A 22,377-nucleotide genomic window follows, 5' to 3' on the forward strand; every position below is an offset into this window, starting at 1 on the left:
GCCCGCGGGGCCCTCCCCGGCGCCCCCGGCGCGGCGGCGGGGGGGGGCCCGCGCGCCGCCCCCGCGGCCCCCCCCCCCCCCCGGGGGGGGGGGCCCCCCCCCGGGGGGCCCCCCCCCCCCCGCCGGTAAACGTTTCTGCTGAGACTGGGGCCGGGGCCCGGAGGACTCAGGCGTCCTCGTGCGCCACCGCGCGACGGGCATCCGCGTCCAGGACGCCCCAGCTGATCAGCTGCTCGGTCAGGACCGAGGGCGACTGGTCGTAGATGACGGCGAGGGTGCGCAGGTCGTCCTGGCGGATCGAGAGCACCTTGCCGTTGTAGTCGCCGCGCTGGCTCTGGATGGTCGCGGCGTACCTCTGGAGCGGGCCCGCCTTCTCGGCGGGCACGCCCGCCAGCCGCTCCAGGTCCAGGCGCAGCTTCGGCGGCGGCTCGGCCGCTCCGCCGGGAGTCGTGCCGGGCAGCAGCTCCTGTACCGGAACCCCGTAGAAGTCCGCCAGCTCGGCGAGGCGCTGGACGGTCACGGCACGGTCCCCGCGCTCGTAGGAACCGACCACCACGGCCTTCCACCGGCCCTGGGACTTCTCCTCGACACCGTGGAGGGAAAGGCCCTGCTGGGTGCGGATGGCGCGGAGCTTGGCCCCGAGCTGTTTGGCGTATTCGCTGGACATAACGCTCCCGGACGCTGTGACGCTGTGACGAACATGGACAACGTGCGGCTCCGCCGCGCGGCTGGTAACTCACTGTGAGGTTACGCAGCGTTACTTGGATGCGTCAAGCCGAATGGCCCCCACGCCGCACGCACGAGGGGCCCCGGCAGCCCCGTGCGTGCCCCCGGCGCCGGCCCGGTGTCGGGCCGCCGGGATGCCCCTGGTACGGTGGGAGGCGTACATCAGACGTCCTTTAAGGTCCGTCCCGTGAGGCGGAGAAGGAGGTCCTTTTCATGGACACTCAGCAGCATCCCGATGCCATGCGCCCCGTCCTGGACGCGCAGGACATCGCCCGGGTCCTGACCCGTATCGCCCACGAGATCGTCGAACGCGCCAAGGGCGCCGACGACGTGGTGCTCCTCGGCATTCCCACCCGCGGTGTGTACCTCGCCCGCCGGCTGGCCGCCAAGCTCGAAGAGATCACCGGCACGAAGATCCCGGTCGGCTCGCTCGACATCACCATGTACCGCGACGACCTGCGGCTGAAGCCTGCCCGCGCCATCGGCCGCACCGAGATCCCCGGCGACGACATCGACGGCCGCCTCGTGGTCCTCGTCGACGACGTGCTCTTCTCCGGCCGCACCATCCGCGCGGCCCTCGACGCCCTCGGTGCCATCGGCCGCCCCCGCGCCGTGCAGCTCGCCGTCCTCGTCGACCGCGGCCACCGCGAACTGCCGATCCGCGCCGACTACGTCGGCAAGAACCTCCCCACGTCGCTGCGGGAGACCGTGAAGGTCCAGCTCCAGGAGGAGGACGGCCGAGACGCCGTGCTGCTCGGCCAGCGGACCCCCCAGGCAGCCGGGCAGCAGTAGCCCGTGCCGGTCCGGGCCCCTCCTCGGGGTCCGTGCCGCGGTCCGCCCTGCCCGCACGCCAGCCAGCCCGTCCGCCTGCCTGCCCTCCCGACCTACGGAGCCATCCAGATGAAGCGCCACCTCATCTCGGCCGCCGACCTCACGCGCGACGACGCCGTCCTGATCCTCGACACCGCCGAGGAGATGGCCCGCGTCGCGGACCGGCCGATCAAGAAACTGCCCACCCTGCGCGGCCTCACCGTCGTCAACCTCTTCTTCGAGGACTCCACGCGGACCCGGATCTCCTTCGAGGCGGCCGCCAAGCGGCTCTCCGCGGACGTCATCAACTTCTCCGCCAAGGGCTCCTCCGTTTCCAAGGGCGAATCCCTCAAGGACACGGCGCTGACCCTGGAGGCCATGGGCGCCGACGCGGTCGTCATCCGCCACCACGCCTCCGGCGCCCCCTACCGCCTGGCGACCTCCGGCTGGATCGACTCCGCCGTGGTCAACGCCGGCGACGGCACCCACGAGCACCCCACCCAGGCCCTGCTGGACGCCTTCACCATGCGCCGCCGCCTGGTCGGCCGCGACGCGGGCCTCGGCAAGGACCTGAACGGCCGCCGCATCACCATCGTCGGCGACGTCCTGCACAGCCGGGTGGCCCGCTCCAACGTCCAGCTGCTCCACACCCTGGGTGCCCAGGTGACCGTGGTGGCCCCGCCCACCCTGGTGCCCATCGGCGTCGACAGCTGGCCGTGCGACGTCAGCTACGACCTCGACGAGGTGCTGCCGAAGTCCGATGCGGTGATGATGCTGCGTGTGCAGCGCGAACGCATGAACGCCGCCTTCTTCCCGACCGAGCGCGAGTACTCCCGCCGGTACGGGCTCGACGGCGACCGCATGGCCAAGATGCCCGGGCACGCCATCGTGATGCACCCCGGCCCGATGAACCGCGGCATGGAGATCACCGCCCAGGTCGCCGACTCCGACCGCTGCACGGCCGTCGAACAGGTCGCCAACGGCGTCTCCACCCGGATGGCCGTGCTGTACCTGCTGCTCGGAGGCTCCGAGCCCGCCCTCACCACCACCCCCGCTGCCCGCACCGAGGAGAGCAAGTAAAGATGAGCAAGATCCTGATCCGTGGCGCGAAGGTACTCGGCGGCGAGGCGCAGGACGTCCTGATCGACGGCGAGACCATCGCCGAGGTCGGTACGGGCCTGTCGGCGGACGGCGCGACCGTCATCGAGGCCGAGGGCCGGGTCCTCCTCCCCGGGCTCGTCGACCTCCACACCCACCTGCGCGAGCCCGGCCGCGAGGACAGCGAGACCGTCCTCACCGGCACCCGCGCCGCCGCGAGCGGCGGCTACACCGCCGTCTTCGCCATGGCGAACACCTTCCCCGTCGCCGACACCGCCGGCGTCGTCGAGCAGGTCTGGCGCCTGGGCAAGGAGTCCGGCTACTGCGACGTGCAGCCCATCGGCGCCGTCACCGTCGGCCTGGAGGGCAAGCAGCTCGCCGAGCTGGGCGCCATGCACGACTCCGCCGCCCGCGTCACCGTCTTCTCCGACGACGGCAAGTGCGTGGACGACGCCGTGATCATGCGCCGCGCCCTGGAGTACGTGAAGGCGTTCGGCGGCGTCGTCGCCCAGCACGCCCAGGAGCCCCGCCTCACCGAGGGCGCCCAGATGAACGAGGGCGTCGTCTCCGGCGAGCTCGGTCTCGGCGGCTGGCCGGCCGTCGCCGAGGAGTCGATCATCGCCCGCGACGTGCTGCTCGCCGAGCACGTCGGCTCCCGCGTCCACATCTGCCACCTCTCCACCGCCGGCTCGGTGGAGATCGTCCGCTGGGCCAAGTCCCGCGGCATCGACGTCACCGCCGAGGTCACCCCGCACCACCTCCTGCTCACCGAGGAGCTCGTCCGCTCCTACGACGCGGTCTACAAGGTGAACCCGCCGCTGCGCACCGAGGCCGACGTACTGGCCCTGCGCGAGGCCCTCGCGGACGGCACGATCGACATCGTCGCCACCGACCACGCCCCGCACCCGCACGAGGACAAGGACTGCGAGTGGGCCGCCGCCGCCATGGGCATGGTGGGCCTGGAGACCGCGCTCTCCGTCGTCCAGGAGACGATGGTGGAGACCGGACTGCTCGACTGGGCGGGCGTCGCCCAGCGGATGTCCTTCGCACCGGCGCGCATCGGCGGGCTGGAGAACCACGGCCGTCCCGTCTCGGCAGGTGAACCCGCGAACCTGACCTTGGTCGACACCTCGTACCGTGGTGTCGTGGACCCCGCACGCTTCGCCTCCCGCAGCCGCAACACGCCCTACAGGGGCCGTGAGCTGCCGGGGCGCGTCACTCACACCTTCCTGCGGGGCCGGACAACGGTCGTGGACGGGACGCTGGCGTGACACCTGCAGTAATCCAACTGGCCGCCGAGGCCGCCGAGCGACGGTCGGCGGAGGTGACGGACTGGGGCGCGCGCATCGCGTGGGTCGTCGGCCTGCTCGTCTTCATCGCCTTCGTGTACTGGCTGATGCGGCAGGGCTGGAAATGGCGCGGCGCCCTGCAGAACGATCTGCCGGAGCTGCCCGCCGCCCCCGACGGTCTCCCCGAGCACCGGCTGGCCCTGACCGGCCGGTACCACGGGTCCACCACCGCCGGGCAGTGGCTCGACCGGATCGTCGCCCACGGCCTGGGAGTCCGCAGCCGGGTCGAGCTCACGCTCACCGACGCGGGCCTCGACGTGGTGCGACCCGGAGCCACGGACTTCTTCGTACCGGCCGCGCAGCTGCGCGGCGCCCGCCTCGACAAGGGAATCGCGGGCAAGGTACTCACCGAGGGCGGTCTGCTCGTCGTCACATGGGCGCACGGCGACAGGCTGATCGACTCCGGATTCCGCTCCGACCGCGCGGCCGAGCACGCCGCGTGGGTCGACGGGATCAACGCGTTGACCACACAGAACTCATCCATCACGACGGAAGGCGCCGAACGATGACGACCTCCACCAGGGGAGCAGCCAAAGCTCCCGCCGTACTCGTCCTGGAGGACGGTCGGATCTTCCGCGGCCGCGCCTACGGCGCTGTGGGTGAGACCTTCGGCGAGGCCGTGTTCTCCACCGGAATGACCGGCTACCAGGAGACCCTCACCGACCCGTCGTACCACCGCCAGGTGGTCGTCATGACCGCCCCGCACGTGGGCAACACCGGCGTCAACGACGAGGACCCCGAATCCTCCCGCATCTGGGTGGCCGGGTACGTCGTGCGCGACCCCGCCCGCGTCCCGTCCAACTGGCGCTCGCGGCGCTCGCTGGACGAGGAGCTGGCGCAGCAGGGTGTCGTCGGGATCTCCGGCATCGACACCCGCGCCCTGACCCGCCACCTGCGCGAGCGCGGCGCCATGCGCGTCGGCATCTTCTCCGGCGCGAGCATCGGCGAGGACGCGGCCCTGCTGGCCCGCGTCCAGGACGCCCCGCAGATGAAGGGCGCGGACCTCGCCGCCGAGGTCGCCACCAAGGAGGCGTACGTCGTCCCCGCGATCGGCGAGAAGAAGTTCACGGTCGCCGCCGTGGACCTCGGCATCAAGGGCATGACCCCGCACCGGATGGCCGAGCGCGGCATCGAGGTGCACGTCCTGCCCGCCACCGCCACCGTCGAGGACGTCTACGCGGTCTCCCCGGACGGCGTCTTCTTCTCCAACGGCCCGGGCGACCCGGCCACCGCCGACGGGCCCGTCGCCGTCATGCGGGGCGTGCTGGAGCGCAAGACCCCGCTCTTCGGCATCTGCTTCGGCAACCAGATCCTGGGCCGCGCGCTCGGCTTCGGCACGTACAAGCTGAAGTACGGCCACCGCGGCATCAACCAGCCGGTGCAGGACCGCACCACCGGCAAGGTCGAGATCACCGCGCACAACCACGGCTTCGCCGTGGACGCGCCCCTCGACAAGGTCACCGACACGGCCTACGGCCGCGCCGAGGTCTCCCACGTCTGCCTGAACGACCAGGTCGTCGAAGGCCTCCAGCTGCTCGACCAGCCGGCCTTCTCCGTCCAGTACCACCCCGAGGCGGCTGCCGGCCCGCACGACGCCGCGTACCTCTTCGACCGTTTCACGTCTTTGATGGAAACCGCCCAGATGGAGGCCGAGCGTGCCTAAGCGCACCGATATCCAGTCCGTCCTGGTCATCGGCTCCGGCCCGATCGTCATCGGCCAGGCCGCCGAATTCGACTACTCCGGCACCCAGGCCTGCCGCATCCTCAAGGCCGAGGGCCTGCGGGTCATCCTGGTGAACTCCAACCCCGCGACGATCATGACCGACCCGGAGATCGCCGACGCCACGTACGTCGAGCCGATCACCCCCGAGTTCGTCGAGAAGATCATCGCCAAGGAGCGCCCCGACGCGCTGCTGCCGACCCTGGGCGGCCAGACCGCGCTCAACACCGCGATCTCGATGCACGAGCAGGGCGTGCTGGAGAAGTACGGCGTCGAGCTCATCGGCGCCAACGTCGAGGCCATCAACAAGGGCGAGGACCGCGACCTCTTCAAGGGCGTCGTCGAGGCCGTCAAGGCCAAGATCGGCTACGGCGAGTCCGCCCGCTCCGTCATCTGCCACACCATGGACGACGTCATCGCCGGCGTCGACACCCTCGGCGGCTACCCCGTCGTCGTGCGCCCCTCCTTCACCATGGGCGGCGCCGGCTCCGGCTTCGCGCACGACGAGGAGGAGCTGCGCCGGATCGCCGGCCAGGGCCTCACGCTCTCCCCGACCACCGAGGTGCTCCTGGAGGAGTCCATCCTCGGCTGGAAGGAGTACGAGCTGGAGCTGATGCGCGACACCAAGGACAACGTGGTCGTCGTCTGCTCCATCGAGAACTTCGACCCGATGGGCGTCCACACCGGCGACTCGATCACCGTCGCGCCGGCGATGACGCTCACCGACCGCGAGTACCAGCGGCTGCGCGACATCGGCATCGCGATCATCCGCGAGGTCGGCGTCGACACCGGCGGCTGCAACATCCAGTTCGCGATCGACCCGGCCGACGGCCGCGTCATCGTCATCGAGATGAACCCGCGCGTCTCGCGCTCCTCGGCGCTCGCGTCGAAGGCCACCGGCTTCCCGATCGCCAAGATCGCCGCCAAGCTGGCCATCGGCTACACGCTCGACGAGGTGCCCAACGACATCACCGAGAAGACCCCGGCCTCCTTCGAGCCGTCCCTCGACTACGTCGTCGTCAAGGCCCCGCGCTTCGCCTTCGAGAAGTTCCCGCTCGCCGACGCCACCCTCACCACCACCATGAAGTCGGTGGGCGAGGCCATGGCCATCGGCCGCAACTTCACCGAGGCCCTCCAGAAGGCCCTGCGCTCCCTGGAGAAGAAGGGCTCGCAGTTCACCTTCGTCGGCCCGGTCGGCGACAAGGACGAGCTGCTCGCCACCGCGGTCCGCCCCACCGACGGCCGCATCAACACCGTCATGCAGGCCATCCGCGCCGGCGCCACCCAGGAGGAGGTCTTCGAGTTCACGAAGATCGACCCCTGGTTCGTCGACCAGCTCTTCCTCATCAAGGAGATCGCGGACGAGCTCGCCGCCGCCGAGAAGCTCCACCCCGAGCTCCTCGCCGAGGCCAAGCGCCACGGCTTCTCCGACGTCCAGATCGCCGAGATCCGCGGCCTGCGCGAGGACGTCGTGCGCGAGGTCCGCCACGCGCTGGGCGTCCGCCCGGTCTACAAGACCGTCGACACCTGCGCCGCCGAGTTCGCCGCGAAGACCCCGTACTTCTACTCCTCGTACGACGAGGAGTCCGAGGTCGCCCCGCGCACCAAGCCCGCGGTCATCATCCTGGGCTCCGGCCCGAACCGCATCGGCCAGGGCATCGAGTTCGACTACTCCTGCGTCCACGCCTCCTTCGCGCTGCACGACGCCGGGTACGAGACCGTCATGGTCAACTGCAACCCGGAGACCGTCTCCACCGACTACGACACCTCCGACCGCCTGTACTTCGAGCCGCTGACGCTCGAGGACGTGCTGGAGATCTTCCACGCCGAGTCCCTGGCCGGACCCATCGCCGGCGTCATCGTCCAGCTCGGCGGCCAGACCCCCCTCGGTCTCGCCCAGGCGCTCAAGGACAACGGCGTCCCCGTCGTCGGCACCTCCCCGGAGGCCATCCACGCCGCCGAGGACCGCGGCGCCTTCGGACAGGTCCTCGCCGAGGCCGGCCTGCCGGCCCCCAAGCACGGCACGGCCACGACCTTCACGGGTGCGAAGGCCATCGCGGACGAGATCGGCTACCCGGTCCTGGTGCGCCCGTCCTACGTGCTCGGCGGCCGCGGCATGGAGATCGTCTACGACGAGACCCGGCTGGAGTCCTACATCGCCGAGTCCACCGAGATCTCCCCGACCCGCCCCGTGCTGGTCGACCGCTTCCTCGACGACGCCATCGAGATCGACGTGGACGCCCTCTACGACGGCCACGAGCTCTACCTCGGCGGCGTCATGGAGCACATCGAGGAAGCCGGCATCCACTCCGGCGACTCGGCCTGCGCCCTGCCCCCGATCACCCTCGGCGGCCACGACATCAAGCGCCTGCGCGCCTCCACCGAGGCCATCGCCAAGGGCGTCGGAGTCCGCGGCCTGATCAACATCCAGTTCGCGATGGCGGGGGACATCCTCTACGTGCTGGAGGCCAACCCGCGCGCCTCCCGGACCGTCCCCTTCACCTCGAAGGCGACCGCGGTCCCGCTGGCCAAGGCCGCCGCGCGCATCTCGCTGGGCACCACCATCGCCGAACTGCGCGCGGAGGGCATGCTGCCCAAGACCGGCGACGGCGGCACCCTCCCGCTGGACGCGCCGATCTCCGTCAAGGAGGCCGTGATGCCCTGGTCGCGCTTCCGCGACATCCAGGGCCGCGGCGTCGACACCGTCCTCGGCCCGGAGATGCGCTCCACCGGCGAGGTCATGGGCATCGACTCCGTCTTCGGCACGGCGTACGCCAAGTCGCAGGCCGGCGCCTACGGCCCGCTGCCCACCAAGGGCCGCGCCTTCATCTCCGTCGCCAACCGCGACAAGCGCTCGATGATCTTCCCGGCGCGCGAGCTCGTCGCCCACGGCTTCGAGCTGATGGCCACCGCCGGCACCGCCGAGGTGCTGCGCCGCAACGGCATCAACGCCACCGTGGTGCGCAAGCTCAGCGACGGCGAGGGTCCCAACGGCGAGAAGACCATCGTCCAGCTGATCCACGACGGCCAGGTCGACCTGATCGTCAACACCCCGTACGGAACCGGCGGCCGCCTCGACGGCTACGAGATCCGCACGGCGGCCGTGGCGCGCAGCGTGCCGTGCCTGACCACGGTCCAGGCGCTCGCCGCGGCCGTGCAGGGCATCGAGGCGCTCGGCCACGGCGACGTGGGCGTCCGCTCGCTCCAGGAGCACGCGGAGCACCTGACCGCGGCCCGCGACTAGCAGCCCGTACAGGGGAGGGGGACACCGGATTCGCTGATGCGACGGGTGTCCCCCTCTTCATGAGCGCAGAGGGACCTTCAAGACAGTGACGACGTACCGACTCTTCTTCAACCTGGTCTTCAAGCGGATGGACCCGGAGCGGGCCCACCACGCGGCCTTCCGCTGGATCCGCCTCGCCGCCCGCATCCCCGTGCTGCGGACCTTCCTCGCGGCGTGGCTCGCCCCCCGCCACGAGTCGCTGCGCACCGAGGCCCTGGGCCTGCGGATGCACGGCCCCTTCGGGCTCGCGGCGGGCTTCGACAAGAACGCCGTCGCCATCGACGGCATGTCCATGCTCGGCTTCGACCACGTCGAGATCGGCACGGTCACCGCGCAGCCCCAGCCCGGCAACCCCGCGAAGCGGCTCTTCCGCCTCGTCCCGGACCGCGCGCTGATCAACCGGATGGGCTTCAACAACGAGGGCTCGGCGGCCGTGGCGGAGCGCCTGGCCGCCCGCGAGGCGGTCTTCCGCACGGTCGTCGGCGTCAACATCGGCAAGACGAAGGTCGTGCCCGAGGACGAGGCCGTCGCGGACTACGTCGCCTCGACCGAGCGGCTCGCCCGCCACGCCGACTACCTGGTCGTCAACGTCTCCTCGCCCAACACCCCGGGCCTGCGCAACCTCCAGGCCACCGAGTCGCTGCGCCCGCTCCTGACCGCCGTGCGCGCGGCCGCGGACCGGGTGGTCACCGACCGCCGGGTCCCGCTCCTGGTCAAGATCGCGCCCGATCTGGCCGACGAGGACGTGGACGCGGTCGCGGACCTGGCGCTGGAGCTCGGCCTGGACGGCATCATCGCCACGAACACCACCATCGCTCGGGAGGGCCTCGGCCTGAAGTCCCCGGCCTCGCTGGTGGAGGAGACCGGCGGCCTGTCCGGCGCCCCCGTCAAGGAGCGCTCGCTGGAGGTCCTGCGCCGGCTGTACGCCCGCGTGGGCGACCGGCTCGTGCTGGTCGGCGTCGGCGGCATCGAGAACGCCGAGGACGCCTGGCAGCGAATCCTGGCCGGGGCCACCCTGATCCAGGGCTACAGCGCCTTCATCTACGAGGGCCCCTGCTACGCCCGCGCCATCCACCAGGGCCTGGCCGCACGCCTGGCCGACAGCCCGTACGCCACGCTCGCCGACGCGGTGGGCGCCGAGACCCGGAAGGCCGCTCTGTGAGCACCGTGACCCCCTTCGGCACCCGCCTGCGCACGGCGATGGACGAGCGCGGCCCGCTGTGCGTCGGCATCGACCCGCACGCGGCACTGCTCGACTCCTGGGGCCTGGCGGACGACGTCGCCGGCCTGGAGAGGTTCTCCCGCACAGTCGTGGAGGCGCTGGCCGAGTCGGTGGCGGTCTTCAAGCCCCAGGCGGCCTTCTTCGAGCGCTTCGGGTCGCGCGGCGTCGCCGTGCTGGAGCGGACCGTGGCGGACGCGCGGGCGGCGGGAACCCTGGTCGTGATGGACGCCAAGCGCGGGGACATCGGCTCGACCATGGCGGCGTACGCCTCGGCCTTCCTCGACCCGGCGTCCCCGCTCTTCTCCGACGCGCTGACGGTCTCCCCGTACCTCGGCTACGGCTCGTTGAAGCCCGCCGTCGACCTGGCCCGCGCGTCGGGGGCGGGCCTCTTCGTCCTGGCCCTGACCTCCAACCCGGAAGGCGCGGAGGTCCAGCGCGCGGTCCGCGAGGACGGCCTGACCATCGGGGCGACCATGCTGGCCCACCTGGCCGCGGAGAACGCGGGCGCCGAGCCGATGGGCTCCTTCGGCGCGGTGGTCGGCGCCACGCTCGGCGACCTGTCCTCCTTCGACCTGGACATCAACGGGCCGTTGCTGGCCCCCGGCATCGGCGCCCAGGGCGCCACCGCCGCCGACCTCCCGGCGGTCTTCGGCGCGGCCGTGCGCAACGTGGTGCCGAACGTCTCGCGGGGCGTGCTGAAACACGGCCCGGACACCGCGGCCCTGCGCTCGTCGGCGCGGCGTTTCGCGGACGAGGTCCGCGCGGCCGTCTCGGCCTAGCGGGCCCCGTGTGACCCGTATCACCACCGCGGCGGCCGCCCGCGCCGGCACGGCCGGTCCGGGCGCCGCCCGCGGGCCGCGCTGCTCACGGGCCCGATCGGGCCCGTGCCCGTACGCGGCGGGCCCTGTGCGGGGGTGACCGCGTACGGGAACGCGGCCGTTCGGGGGCGCCGCCGGACGCGGACTTCGCACGGACTGACGAAATTCGAACGGCTTTCGCCGGACAAAACCGGGGTAGTTTGTCCCTGATGTACGGTTCAGTGGAGGCTGACCAGGACTTTTCGTCCGTTCTCGCTGACTGGAGCGGTCATGGCCGCTAGTCTCCGACCAGAGTGAACGCGCAGCGAACGAGTTCCATCGCTGTTCGGGACCTCGCCTGGTGTGGTGCCTCCGTGTTCCCCACCGGTCCGTATCCGACAGTTCGACATCCGAGGTGACGTAGGCGTGGCTCTTCCGCCCCTTACCCCTGAACAGCGCGCAGCCGCGCTCGAAAAGGCCGCCGCGGCTCGCCGGGAGCGGGCCGAGGTGAAGAATCGACTCAAGCACTCCGGCGCCTCGCTCCAAGAGGTCATCAAGACGGGCCAGGAGAACGACGTCATCGGCAAGATGAAGGTCTCCGCCCTGCTGGAGTCCCTGCCTGGCGTGGGCAAGGTGCGCGCCAAGCAGATCATGGAGCGCCTCGGCATCTCCGAGTCCCGGCGTGTTCGAGGTCTCGGCTCCAACCAGATCGCTTCTCTGGAGCGTGAGTTCGGCACTCCTGCCGGCTGACGCACTGCCCGAAGTGCCTCCGGCGTTCTCAGGCAGTCCCGAGAGGCTGGATAATCGCTTTATGGCAGCAGAGGTTCGTCCGCGGCTGACCGTGCTCTCCGGCCCTTCAGGGGTCGGCAAGAGCACGGTCGTCGCGCATATGCGCAAGGTTCACCCCGAGGTGTGGCTCTCGGTGTCGGCCACCACCCGCAAGCCGCGGCCCGGTGAGCGGCACGGGATCCACTACTTCTTCGTCAGTGACGACGAGTTCGACAAGCTGATCGCCAACGGCGAGCTGCTGGAGTGGGCCGAGTTCGCGGGCAACCGCTACGGCACACCGCGCGGCGCGGTGCTGGAACGCCTGGACAGCGGCGAGCCGGTACTGCTGGAGATCGACCTCCAGGGCGCACGGCTCGTCCGCGAGTCGATGTCCGACTCCCAGCTGGTCTTCCTGGCTCCGCCCAGCTGGGACGAGCTGGTCCGCCGGCTCACCGGCCGGGGCACCGAGTCGGCGGATGTCATCGCGCGCAGGCTCGACACCGCCAAGATCGAACTGGCTGCCGAGTCCGAGTTCGACACCACCCTGGTGAACACCTCCGTCGAGGACGTGGCCCGCGAGCTGCTAGCCTTGATGGAAGTTGTCTGATCGTTGATCGATGTTTATGAATCGGTCGATCAATGTTTGATCTTTCACCCATCTTCGGAAGGTAGAGCGTGTCCTCTTCCATCACTGCGCCCGAGGGCATCATCAACCCGCCGATCGACGAGCTGCTCGAGGCTACTGACTCGAAGTACAGCCTCGTGATCTACGCGGCCAAGCGTGCGCGTCAGATCAACGCGTACTACTCGCAGCTCGGTGAGGGCCTGCTCGAGTACGTCGGCCCGCTGGTGGACACCCACGTCCACGAGAAGCCGCTTTCGATCGCGCTGCGCGAGATCAACGCGGGTCTGCTGACCTCCGAGGCCATCGAGGCCCCGGCTCAGTAAGGCACCGAGAATTCTTTTCACCACGGGCCCGGCAGAACATCTGCCGGGCCCGTGGTGTGTCATGGGTGGGTACGGCGATCAGCGCCGAAGGCGTCGGACGGGTCGAAGGGGAGTGCGCGGTGGACAAGCCGAAGGTCGTGCTGGGGGTCAGCGGCGGGATCGCCGCGTACAAGGCGTGCGAGCTGCTGCGCCGACTGACCGAGTCCGGGCACGAGGTGCGCGTGGTGCCCACGGCCGCCTCCCTCCACTTCGTCGGTGAGGCGACCTGGTCCGCCCTCTCCGGGAACCCGGCCTCCACCGAGGTGTGGGAGAGCGTCCACGAGGTCCCGCACGTGCGGATCGGGCAGTCCGCCGACTTGGTCGTGGTCGCTCCGGCCACCGCCGACATGCTCGCCAAGGCCGCCCACGGCCTGGCCGACGACCTCCTGACCAACACCCTGCTCACCGCCCGCTGCCCGGTGGTCTTCGCTCCCGCGATGCACACCGAGATGTGGGAGCACCCCGCCACCCAGGAGAACGTGGCCACGCTCCGGCGCCGCGGGGCCGTCGTCATCGAGCCCGCCGTGGGCCGACTGACCGGCAAGGACACCGGCAAGGGGCGGCTGCCCGACCCCGAGGAGATCTTCGAGGTGTGCCGGCACGTCCTGAGGGGGCGCGGCCGTACCGGCGGCGGGTCCGGACAGGACCTCGCCGGACGGCACGTGGTGGTCAGCGCCGGAGGGACCCGGGAGCCGCTGGACCCCGTCCGCTTCCTCGGCAACCGCTCCTCCGGCAAGCAGGGCTACGCCCTCGCCCGCACCGCCGTGGCACGCGGCGCCCGGGTCACCCTGGTGGCGACGGAGACCGCGTTGGCCGACCCGGCCGGTGTGGACGTCGTACGGGTGGGGACGGCGCTGCAGCTGCGGGAGGCCGTGCTCAAGGCGGCCCCGGACGCGGACGCCGTGGTGATGGCCGCGGCCGTGGCCGACTTCCGCCCCGCCGCGTACGCCGACGGGAAGATCAAGAAGAAGGACGGCCAGGAGCCCGCGCCCGTCGCCCTCGTGCGCAATCCGGACGTCCTCGCGGAGGTCTCGGCCGACCGGGCGCGCGAGGGCCAGGTCGTGGTGGGCTTCGCCGCCGAGACCGACGACGTCCTGGCCAACGGCAGGGCGAAGCTGGCCCGCAAGGGCTGCGACCTCCTGGTGGTCAACGAGGTCGGTGCGTCCAAGACCTTCGGTTCCGAGGAGAACGAGGCGGTCATCCTGGCCTCCGACGGCTCCGAGGTCCAGGTGCCCCACGGTCCCAAGGACGTGCTCTCCGACGTGATCTGGGACCAGGTGGTCCTCCGGCTGGGTGCCCGACGCGCCTGAGCGGAGTGCCTTCTCCTCGTCCGGTCCGTACGCAAGAATGGAGTGCCGCAGGTCACACGGCTCCCACAAGGCGAGACGGGTGGTCCGGCGAACGGTGGCGACCGATAAACTGCATCCGGAACGTGATCGGGCGCAGCCTCCGATGTGGTTCCGCCAATGATCAGCCAGCAGCCGCTGCAACCCCAGGGAGCGTTGTGTCCCGTCGTCTGTTCACCTCGGAGTCTGTGACCGAGGGCCACCCCGACAAGATCGCTGACCAGATCAGCGACACGATCCTCGACGCCCTCCTCACCGAGGACCCCACCTCGCGCGTTGCGGTGGAGACCCTCATCACCACGGGTCTCGTGCACATCGCGGGCGAGGTGACGACGAAGGCCTACGCGCCGATCGCCCAGCTCGTGCGCGACAAGATCCTCGAGATCGGCTACGACTCCTCGAAGAAGGGCTTCGACGGCGCCTCCTGTGGCGTCTCGGTGTCCATCGGCGCCCAGTCCCCGGACATCGCGCAGGGCGTCGACACCGCCTACGAGAAGCGCGTCGAGGGCGACGAGGACGAGCTCGACAAGCAGGGCGCCGGCGACCAGGGCCTGATGTTCGGCTACGCCTGCGACGAGACCCCCGAGCTCATGCCGCTCCCGATCCACCTCGCGCACCGGCTCTCCAAGCGCCTGTCCGAGGTCCGCAAGAACGGGACCATCCCCTACCTGCGCCCCGACGGCAAGACCCAGGTCACCATCGAGTACGACGGCGACAAGGCCGTGCGCCTCGACACCGTGGTGGTGTCCTCGCAGCACGCGTCGGACATCGACCTGGACTCGCTGCTCGCGCCCGACATCCGCGAGTTCGTCGTGGAGCACGTCCTGAACCAGCTGGTCGAGGACGGCATCAAGCTCGACACCGAGGGCTACCGCCTGCTGGTCAACCCGACCGGGCGCTTCGAGATCGGCGGCCCGATGGGCGACGCCGGCCTCACCGGCCGCAAGATCATCATCGACACGTACGGCGGCATGGCCCGTCACGGCGGCGGCGCCTTCTCCGGCAAGGACCCGTCCAAGGTCGACCGCTCCGCCGCCTACGCCATGCGCTGGGTCGCCAAGAACGTCGTCGCGGCCGGACTGGCCTCGCGCTGCGAGGTCCAGGTCGCGTACGCGATCGGCAAGGCCGAGCCCGTCGGCCTGTTCGTGGAGACCTTCGGCACCGCCAAGGTGGACGTCCAGAAGATCGAGGACGCGATCGGCGAGGTCTTCGACCTCCGCCCGGCCGCCATCATCCGCGACCTGGACCTGCTGCGGCCGATCTACGCCCAGACCGCCGCCTACGGCCACTTCGGCCGCGAGCTGCCGGACTTCACCTGGGAGCGCACCGACCGCGTGGACGCGCTGCGCGCGGCCGCGGGCCTGTAGGACCTCCCGCCGAACGGCCCCCGACCACACGGTCCGGGGCCGTTCGCACGTCCGGCCGATCCGTCGGCTGTCAGCGGGGTTTGGTAAGAATGCGGGTGTGAGCAGCGCGAACGATTCCCCGCCGGAGCAGCTCGCGCTGATCCGGGAGATGGTCGCCGAGGCGAAGGCCAAGGCGCCCAAGGCGAAGCCGCGCACCTGGCGCGGGGCCGCCCTCGCGGAGGAGCTGCCCGTCGCCCGCATCCTCGTGAACAAGGGCGTCCTCCACCTCGACCAGCTCTGGGACTACGCCGTCCCGGCCGAACTGTCGGACGCCGCGCAGCCGGGCGTCCGCGTCCGGGTCCGCTTCGGGGCCGGCGCGCACCACGTGCGGGGCGGCCGCAGGGAGGGCGGCGGCCTCATCGACGGGTTCGTCGTCGAGCGCCGGGCCGAGTCCGACTACGAGGGAGCGCTGGCCGCCCTCGCCCAGGTGGTCTCGCCCGAGGTGGTCCTCGCCCCCCGGACGCTGGCCCTCGCACGCGCCGTCGCCGACCGGTACGCCGGCAGCCTCGCCGACGTCCTCCAGCTCGCCCTGCCCCCGCGCAACGCCAGGGCCGAGGCCAAGCCCTCACCGGAGCCGCTGCCGCCGTCCCCCGCGCCCGCGCCGGGCGGCTGGGAGCGGTACGGGTCCGGGCCGGCCTTCCTGCGCGCCCTGGCCGGCGGCGGCACACCGCGCGCGGTGTGGACGGCCCTGCCCGGTCCCGGCTGGGCCGACGAGCTCGCCCGCGCCGTGGCCGCCACCCTCGCCTCCGGCCGCGGGGCCCTCGCCGTCGTCCCCGACGGGCGGACCGCCGCCCGGGTGGACGCGGCGCTCACCGCCCTGCTCGGCGAGGGACGCCACGCCCTGCTCACCGCCGAGTCCGGGCCCGAGAAGCGCTACCGCCAGTGGCTCGCCGTCAGCCGGGGCTCGGTCCGGGCCGTCGTCGGCACCCGGGCCGCGATGTTCGCACCCGTACGGGACCTCGGGCTCGTCGCCGTCTGGGACGACGGGGACTCCAGCCACAGCGACGACCGCGCCCCCTTCCCGCACGTCCGGGAGGTGCTGGAGCTGCGCGCGGTCACCGACGGCTGCGCCTTCCTGGCCGGGAGCACCAGCTGCACCGTCGAGGCCGCGCAGCTCGTCGAGTCGGGCTGGGCGCGGCCGCTGGTCGCGAGCCGCGAGACGGTGCGCGCGTGCGCTCCCCGGATCCGCACCGTGGGCGACGAACTGCTGGCCCGCGACGAGGCGGCCCGCGCCGCGCGGCTGCCGAGCCTGGCGTGGGAGACCGTACGGGAGGGGCTGAAGACCGGGCCCGTGCTCGTCCAGGTGCCGCGCCGGGGGTACGTGCCCCGGCTGGCGTGCGAGCGGTGCCGCACCCCGGCCCGGTGCACGGTCTGCGCGGGCCCGCTGGAGGCCCCCGACGAGCGCGAGCTGCAGTGCGGCTGGTGCGGGCGCGGTGAGCCGTCGTGGCACTGCGAGGAGTGCGGCTCGTTCCGGCTGCGGGCCCAGGTCGTGGGCGCCCGGCGGACCGCCGAGGAGCTGGGGCGGGCCTTCCCGGCCGTGCCCGTACGGACCTCCGGGCGCGACCACGTGCTGGACGAGGTGCCGGACCGGCCGGCGCTGGTGGTGTGCACCCCGGGCGCCGAGCCGGTCGCGGCGGACGCCGGCTACGCGGCGGCGCTGCTGCTGGACGGCTGGGCGATGCTGGGCCGGCCCGACCTGCGGGCCGGCGAGGACGCACTGCGGCGGTGGATCGCGGCCGCCTCGCTGGTCCGGGCGGAGGGACAGGTCGTGGTGGTGGCGGAGCCGACGCTGCGCCCGGTGCAGGCGCTGGTGCGCTGGGACCCGGTCGGCCATGCGGTCCGGGAGCTGGCGGAGCGGGCCCAGCTCGGTTTCCCGCCGGTGTCGCGGATGGCGGCGGTGGCCGGCCGGGGCGAGGCGGTCGAGGCCTTCCTGGCGGGCGCCGGACTGCCGGCGGACGCGGAGGTCCTGGGACCGGTGCCGCTTCCGGGGCGCCGGGGTGAGCCCTCCGCCGGGGAGCGGGCGCTGGTCCGGGTCCCGCCGGGCAGCGGCGCCGCCCTCGCGGCGGCCCTGAAGTCGGCGCAGGCCGCGCGGATGGCGCGGGGCGTCCCGGCGGCGGAGGCGGTCCGGGTCCGGATCGACCCCCTGGACATCGGCTGACCCCCGGCCGGGCCGGGCAGCCGGACGCCCCCGGTCGGGGCGACCGGTCGGTCGTCCGCCGGAGGCGGGTCGTACGGCTCGGAGGAGCGGGCCGGTTCCGTCGGGGGTCGGCGACCCGGCGGCAGGCGCTCCGGATCAGCCGTTGCGCGGGCCGGGGAAGGTCGACGGGCGGGGTGCGGCGCCCACCACGACCTGAGCCTCCTCGCGCAGGGGCTGCGGGGGCGCCGAGCGGGCCGCCGGGACGGTGGGCAGCGGGCCCAGCGTGCGGGTGGCCGTCCCCTCGGACGGCGGCTCCGCGGACTCCGCGCTCTGCGCGCGCCGGGCACCGTACCTGCGGTGCACGGCCTGTTTGGTGACACCGAGCGCCGAGCCGACCGCGTCCCACGAGAAGCCGAGCGAGCGGTCGAAGTCCACCGCGGCGGTGACCAGCGTCTCGACGCTGTCCCGCAGCTCCTGCGCGAGGCGGACGGTGGGCGCGGGCGCCCGCCCGTAGACGACGAAGCCCGTGGAGGGCCCGGAGCGGCGCGGACGGTACACATTGCCGAGCTGGGCGGTGAGCGTACGCAGGGCATCCACCTGACGGCGAACCCGCTCGATGTCCCGCACCAGGAGGTGCAGGCTGGCCCGGGCTTGGGCGTCGTGAGTGGCGTGGTCGGCCATGAAGAAGCCTCTCGAACCGGTGCTGGAGGGCGGATCGGGCCGCAGACACCGTTCACGCGCGGCCCGTTTCGGTCAATCTCTCTTGACCAACGCGTCACCCGACGCCCAGGTCACGCAACGGGGGCGTGTCGGCATATGCGAGGGGCGCGCGCGTGTGCGTACGCCCCCTCGTGACCGCAGGCGGGGGAGGGGGGTGCCGCCCCATAGACTGGTGCGCTGCTGACAGCCGAGATAGCGAGGTAGGACCCAGTGAAGCTCGTCTTCGCAGGCACCCCCGAGGTCGCCGTGCCCGCCCTGGACGCCCTCATCGCCTCCGGGCGGCACGAGGTCGCCGCCGTCGTCACCCGGCCCGACGCACCGGCCGGCCGCGGCCGGCGCCTCGTCGCCAGCCCGGTCGCCGAGCGCGCGGAGGAGGCCGGCATCGAGGTGCTCAAGCCCGTCCGGCCCCGCGATCCGGACTTCCAGGCCCGGCTGCGCGAGATCGACCCCGACTGCTGTCCCGTCGTCGCCTACGGCGCGCTGATTCCCAAGAGCGCCATCGAGATCCCCCGGCACGGCTGGGTCAACCTGCACTTCTCCCTGCTGCCGGCCTGGCGCGGGGCGGCTCCCGTCCAGCACTCGATCATGGCGGGAGACCAGGTCACCGGCGCCTCCACCTTCCAGATCGAGGAGGGCCTGGACTCCGGTCCGGTCTACGGCATCCTGACCGAGGAGATCCGCCCCACCGACACCAGCGGCGACCTGCTGACCCGGCTGGCCTTCGCCGGGTCCGGGCTGCTGGTCGCCACCATGGACGGCATCGAGGACGGGACCCTGCGCGCCGTCGCGCAGCCCCTCGACGGGATCTCGCTCGCACCCAAGATCACCGTGGAGGACGCCCGCATCGACTGGACGGCCCCGGCGATGCGCGCCGACCGCGTGGTGCGCGGCTGCACCCCCGCCCCGGGCGCGTGGACCGTCTTCCGCGGGGAGCGGCTCAAGCTGATCTCCCTGGGCCCGGTGCCCGACCGGACGGACCTGGAGCCGGGGGAGCTGTCCCCCGCCAAGAACAACGTGTACGCGGGCACCGGCTCGCACGCCGTGGAGCTGCTGTGGGTACAGCCCCAGGGCAAGAAGCCGATGCGCGCCGCCGACTGGGCGCGCGGGGTGCGCATCGCCCCCGGCGAGCGGCTCGGCGGGGCCGACGTAGGCTGATCCGTGCGGGCGCGGCCCGCGCGGGCCCGCCCGCCGCCCTCCCGCCCCCTCTCGTCGTACTCGCAGCACTCGTACATCCGGAGCACCTTTCACGTGAGCGAACAGCCCCGCCGTCGTCCCGCCGCCGCAGCAGGCGCCGGAGGCAAGCCGGCCAAGTCGGCCAGGCCGTACCGCCGGCCCCAGAAGGACCCGGTCCGGATGCTGGCCTTCGAGGTGCTGCGGGCGGTGGACGAGCGCGACGCGTACGCCAACCTCGTGCTGCCGCCGCTGCTGCGCAAGGCCCGCCAGGACGAGAGCTTCCAGGCCCGGGACGCGGCGCTCGCCACCGAGCTGGTCTACGGGACGCTGCGCCGCCAGGGCACGTACGACGCCGTCATCAAGGCGTGCGTCGACCGGCCGCTGCGGGAAGTCGACCCGCCGGTGCTCGACGTGCTGTCGCTGGGCGCCCACCAGCTGCTGGGCACCCGCATCCCCACGCACGCCGCGGTCTCGGCCACGGTGGAGCTGGCCCGGGTGGTGCTCGGCGACGGGCGCGCCAAGTTCGTGAACGCCGTGCTCCGGAAGATCTCCGCGCACGACCTCGACGGCTGGCTGGAGCGGGTCGCCCCGCCGTACGAGGATGACGCCGAGGCCCACCTCGCCGTCTACCACTCGCACCCGCGCTGGGTCGTCAGCGCCCTGTGGGACTCGCTGGGCGGCGGCCGCGCGGGCATCGAGGACCTGCTGGAGGCCGACAACGAGCGGCCCGAGGTCACGCTGGTCGCCCGGCCCGGGCGGTCCACCCCGCAGGAGCTGCTGGAGGCGGTGGGCGAGGACTCGGCGCTGCCGGGCCGCTGGTCGCCGTACGCCGTACGGATGGCCGAGGGAGGCGAGCCGGGCGCCCTGGAGGCGGTGCGCGACGGCCGCGCCGGGGTCCAGGACGAGGGCAGCCAGCTCGTGGCGATGGCCCTGGCGGCCGCACCGGTCGAGGGCCGCGACGAGCTGTGGCTGGACGGCTGCGCGGGCCCCGGCGGCAAGGCGGCGCTGCTCGCGGCGCTGGCGGCGCAGCGCGGGGCCTTCCTGCTGGCCTCCGAGAAGCAGCCGCACCGGGCCCGCCTGGTGGAGAAGGCGCTGGCCGGCAACCTCGGTCCGTACCAGGTCATCGCGGCGGACGGCACCCGCCCGCCGTGGCGGCCGGGATCCTTCGACCGCGTCCTGATGGACGTCCCGTGCACGGGACTGGGGGCGCTGCGCCGTCGCCCGGAGGCCCGCTGGCGCCGCCGCCCCGAGGACCTGGAGGGCTTCGGCCCGCTCCAGCGCGGGCTGCTGCGGGAGGCCCTCGCGGCGGTCCGGGTGGGCGGGATCGTGGGGTACGCGACGTGCTCCCCGCACCTGGCGGAGACCCGGGTGGTCGTGGACGACGTCCTCAAGGGCCGCGGTGCGGGGCACGCGCCGGTGTCGGCCGAGCTGGTCGACGCCCGCCCGTACATGGGCGGCGTACCGGCGCTGGGAGACGGCCCGGACGTCCAGCTGTGGCCGCACCTGCACGGCACGGACGCGATGTACCTGGCGCTGCTGCGGCGCACCGCGTAGCACCCGACGGCTGGCGCCCCCTCGAATCCGTAGATCACTTCACATCTTTTACCGGGAGAACCCGTGACCGTGAGCAAGAACATCAACAACCCCGTCGGCATGGGCGGCGGCCAGCGCAAGAAGCTGTCCCGCGCCGAACGGCAGAACAACGGCCCGCACCGCAACCTCGACCGCCAGGGCGCAGCCGACCAGAAGGCGGAGCTGGTGCGCAAGATGCGCGAGAAGGCGGACGCGGCCGAGGACGCCGGGCAGGCGGGCGACGACACCGCACAGAGCTGACGACAGCGCTCAGAGCTGACGCGCGGCCGCCGCAGGGCGGCGCCGCACGGGGCAGGGCGCGGACCGCGACGCGCGGCCCGCGCCCTGCCGCCGTAACGGGTCCCCGCTGCCTGCGGGAGCCGGGAACTCCCGCCGCCGCACCGCGCCGCCGGACGATCACCGGCGGGTCGCCCGTGGGCACGCGGTGTTCCGGACTTCCGGGGTCGTGGCCGGAACCGGGCGGGGGCATGGCACGCTTGGGGGATGGCCGCTCAGATCAACCCCAGCATCCTGTCCGCAGACTTCGCCCGCCTCGCCGAGGAGGCCAGGGCCGTCGAGGGCGCCGACTGGCTGCACGTCGACGTCATGGACAACCACTTCGTCCCGAACCTGACGCTCGGCGTGCCGGTCGTCGAGTCCCTCAGCCGGGCCACGGACATCCCGCTGGACCTGCACCTGATGATCGAGAACCCGGACCGCTGGGCCCCGCAGTACGTGGAGGCCGGCGCCGGCTCCGTCACCTTCCACGCCGAGGCGGCGGCCGCCCCCGTACGGCTGGCGCGGGAGATCAGGGCGAAGGGCGCGCGGGCGTCGATGGCGCTCAAGCCCGCGACGCCGGTCGAGCAGTACGAGGACATCCTCGGCGAGCTCGACATGGTGCTGATCATGACGGTCGAGCCCGGCTTCGGCGGCCAGTCCTTCCTCGACATCATGCTGCCGAAGATCCGCCGCACCCGGGAGCTGATCGCCAAGCACGGCCTGGAGGTGTGGCTCCAGGTGGACGGCGGGGTCTCGGCCTCCACCATCGAGCGCTGCGCCGACGCCGGAGCCGACGTCTTCGTGGCGGGCAGCGCGGTCTACGGGGCGGCCGACCCGGCCGCCGCGGTGCGCACCCTGCGCGAGCAGGCCGGTGCCGCGATCGCCGCTGCGCCGTGGGCTTGCGACCACTGAGGCGAGGGTTGGTGGACCGGTGGTGGACAGCTCGGTGAACGGAAGCCGTCCGGGCTGATCAACGGCCGTCGG

20 protein-coding genes are annotated in these 22,377 nt (G+C 72.6%); 18 read left to right on the forward strand and 2 right to left on the reverse strand.

The features are described 5' to 3' along the window. Positions 1 to 166: 166 nt before the first annotated feature. Positions 167 to 667, reverse strand: coding sequence for a transcriptional regulator BldD (gene bldD, locus ACFWU6_RS12585; protein ID WP_030841550.1), 501 nt, complete (start codon positions 665 to 667; stop codon positions 167 to 169). A gap of 272 nt (positions 668 to 939) precedes the next feature. Here bldD and pyrR point away from each other — a divergent pair, with 272 nt between their 5' ends. The 14 genes from pyrR to ACFWU6_RS12655 all read left to right on the forward strand — a co-directional run bounded on the left by pyrR (position 940) and on the right by ACFWU6_RS12655 (position 17,670). After that, positions 940 to 1,518: a bifunctional pyr operon transcriptional regulator/uracil phosphoribosyltransferase PyrR gene (pyrR, locus tag ACFWU6_RS12590; protein ID WP_383806441.1), complete on the forward strand. Its 579-nt coding sequence runs from the start codon at positions 940 to 942 to the stop codon at positions 1,516 to 1,518. Between the two features lie 108 nt (positions 1,519 to 1,626). Continuing rightward, complete coding sequence (locus ACFWU6_RS12595; protein ID WP_383806439.1) at positions 1,627 to 2,616, forward strand: aspartate carbamoyltransferase catalytic subunit; 990 nt, start codon at positions 1,627 to 1,629, stop codon at positions 2,614 to 2,616. 2 nt (positions 2,617 to 2,618) lie between these two features. After that, positions 2,619 to 3,905 carry a dihydroorotase gene (locus ACFWU6_RS12600; RefSeq protein ID WP_383806435.1) on the forward strand — a complete coding sequence of 429 codons (1,287 nt, stop codon included), beginning with the start codon at positions 2,619 to 2,621 and terminating at the stop codon, positions 3,903 to 3,905. Continuing rightward, complete coding sequence (locus tag ACFWU6_RS12605) at positions 3,902 to 4,492, forward strand: hypothetical protein (RefSeq protein ID WP_383806432.1); 591 nt, start codon at positions 3,902 to 3,904, stop codon at positions 4,490 to 4,492. Before ACFWU6_RS12600 ends, ACFWU6_RS12605 begins: the two co-directional genes overlap by 4 nt. Further along, positions 4,489 to 5,646, forward strand: a complete 1,158-nt coding sequence (carA, locus tag ACFWU6_RS12610) for a glutamine-hydrolyzing carbamoyl-phosphate synthase small subunit (RefSeq protein ID WP_383806429.1) — start codon at positions 4,489 to 4,491, stop codon at positions 5,644 to 5,646. Before ACFWU6_RS12605 ends, carA begins: the two co-directional genes overlap by 4 nt. Beyond that, the gene (gene carB, locus ACFWU6_RS12615) at positions 5,639 to 8,947 is read left to right on the forward strand and encodes a carbamoyl-phosphate synthase large subunit (protein WP_383806425.1); all 3,309 of its coding nucleotides are present in this window, start codon (positions 5,639 to 5,641) and stop codon (positions 8,945 to 8,947) included. Before carA ends, carB begins: the two co-directional genes overlap by 8 nt. 85 nt (positions 8,948 to 9,032) lie before the next feature. Beyond that, a complete protein-coding gene (locus ACFWU6_RS12620) occupies positions 9,033 to 10,148 on the forward strand; it encodes a quinone-dependent dihydroorotate dehydrogenase (RefSeq protein WP_383806422.1) in 1,116 nt (371 codons plus the stop codon). Then, positions 10,145 to 10,987, forward strand: a complete 843-nt coding sequence (gene pyrF, locus ACFWU6_RS12625) for an orotidine-5'-phosphate decarboxylase (RefSeq protein ID WP_383806420.1) — start codon at positions 10,145 to 10,147, stop codon at positions 10,985 to 10,987. The genes ACFWU6_RS12620 and pyrF overlap by 4 nt, the downstream gene beginning before the upstream one ends. A gap of 444 nt (positions 10,988 to 11,431) precedes the next feature. Continuing rightward, a complete protein-coding gene (locus ACFWU6_RS12630) occupies positions 11,432 to 11,755 on the forward strand; it encodes an integration host factor (protein ID WP_008740406.1) in 324 nt (107 codons plus the stop codon). Positions 11,756 to 11,816: 61 nt separating this feature from the next. Next, positions 11,817 to 12,380 carry a guanylate kinase gene (gene gmk / locus ACFWU6_RS12635; RefSeq protein WP_383806418.1) on the forward strand — a complete coding sequence of 188 codons (564 nt, stop codon included), beginning with the start codon at positions 11,817 to 11,819 and terminating at the stop codon, positions 12,378 to 12,380. A gap of 68 nt (positions 12,381 to 12,448) precedes the next feature. After that, positions 12,449 to 12,721, forward strand: a complete 273-nt coding sequence (gene rpoZ, locus ACFWU6_RS12640; RefSeq protein ID WP_004948662.1) for a DNA-directed RNA polymerase subunit omega — start codon at positions 12,449 to 12,451, stop codon at positions 12,719 to 12,721. Positions 12,722 to 12,840: 119 nt separating this feature from the next. Beyond that, positions 12,841 to 14,070, forward strand: coding sequence for a bifunctional phosphopantothenoylcysteine decarboxylase/phosphopantothenate--cysteine ligase CoaBC (coaBC, locus tag ACFWU6_RS12645; protein ID WP_383806454.1), 1,230 nt, complete (start codon positions 12,841 to 12,843; stop codon positions 14,068 to 14,070). Between the two features lie 194 nt (positions 14,071 to 14,264). Beyond that, positions 14,265 to 15,473 carry a methionine adenosyltransferase gene (gene metK / locus ACFWU6_RS12650; protein ID WP_383806415.1) on the forward strand — a complete coding sequence of 403 codons (1,209 nt, stop codon included), beginning with the start codon at positions 14,265 to 14,267 and terminating at the stop codon, positions 15,471 to 15,473. Positions 15,474 to 15,570: 97 nt separating this feature from the next. Further along, positions 15,571 to 17,670 (forward strand): primosomal protein N', encoded by a 2,100-nt coding sequence (locus tag ACFWU6_RS12655; protein WP_383980781.1) that lies wholly within the window; start codon positions 15,571 to 15,573, stop codon positions 17,668 to 17,670. A gap of 135 nt (positions 17,671 to 17,805) precedes the next feature. Here the strand turns inward: ACFWU6_RS12655 and ACFWU6_RS12660 are convergent, their stop codons facing one another. Then, a complete protein-coding gene (locus ACFWU6_RS12660) occupies positions 17,806 to 18,330 on the reverse strand; it encodes a hypothetical protein (protein WP_383980783.1) in 525 nt (174 codons plus the stop codon). Positions 18,331 to 18,579: 249 nt separating this feature from the next. Here ACFWU6_RS12660 and fmt point away from each other — a divergent pair, with 249 nt between their 5' ends. The 4 genes from fmt to rpe all read left to right on the forward strand — a co-directional run bounded on the left by fmt (position 18,580) and on the right by rpe (position 22,305). Beyond that, complete coding sequence (fmt, locus tag ACFWU6_RS12665) at positions 18,580 to 19,524, forward strand: methionyl-tRNA formyltransferase (RefSeq protein WP_383806406.1); 945 nt, start codon at positions 18,580 to 18,582, stop codon at positions 19,522 to 19,524. Between the two features lie 93 nt (positions 19,525 to 19,617). Continuing rightward, positions 19,618 to 21,096 carry an RsmB/NOP family class I SAM-dependent RNA methyltransferase gene (locus ACFWU6_RS12670; RefSeq protein WP_383806403.1) on the forward strand — a complete coding sequence of 493 codons (1,479 nt, stop codon included), beginning with the start codon at positions 19,618 to 19,620 and terminating at the stop codon, positions 21,094 to 21,096. A 63-nt stretch (positions 21,097 to 21,159) separates the two neighbouring features. Next, positions 21,160 to 21,375: a DUF6243 family protein gene (locus ACFWU6_RS12675; RefSeq protein ID WP_383806400.1), complete on the forward strand. Its 216-nt coding sequence runs from the start codon at positions 21,160 to 21,162 to the stop codon at positions 21,373 to 21,375. A 243-nt stretch (positions 21,376 to 21,618) separates the two neighbouring features. Then, a complete protein-coding gene (gene rpe / locus ACFWU6_RS12680; protein WP_383806397.1) occupies positions 21,619 to 22,305 on the forward strand; it encodes a ribulose-phosphate 3-epimerase in 687 nt (228 codons plus the stop codon). Positions 22,306 to 22,377 lie beyond the last annotated feature (72 nt).

The organism is Streptomyces sp. NPDC058674 (assembly GCF_042716505.1).
Classification (GTDB): domain Bacteria; phylum Actinomycetota; class Actinomycetes; order Streptomycetales; family Streptomycetaceae; genus Streptomyces.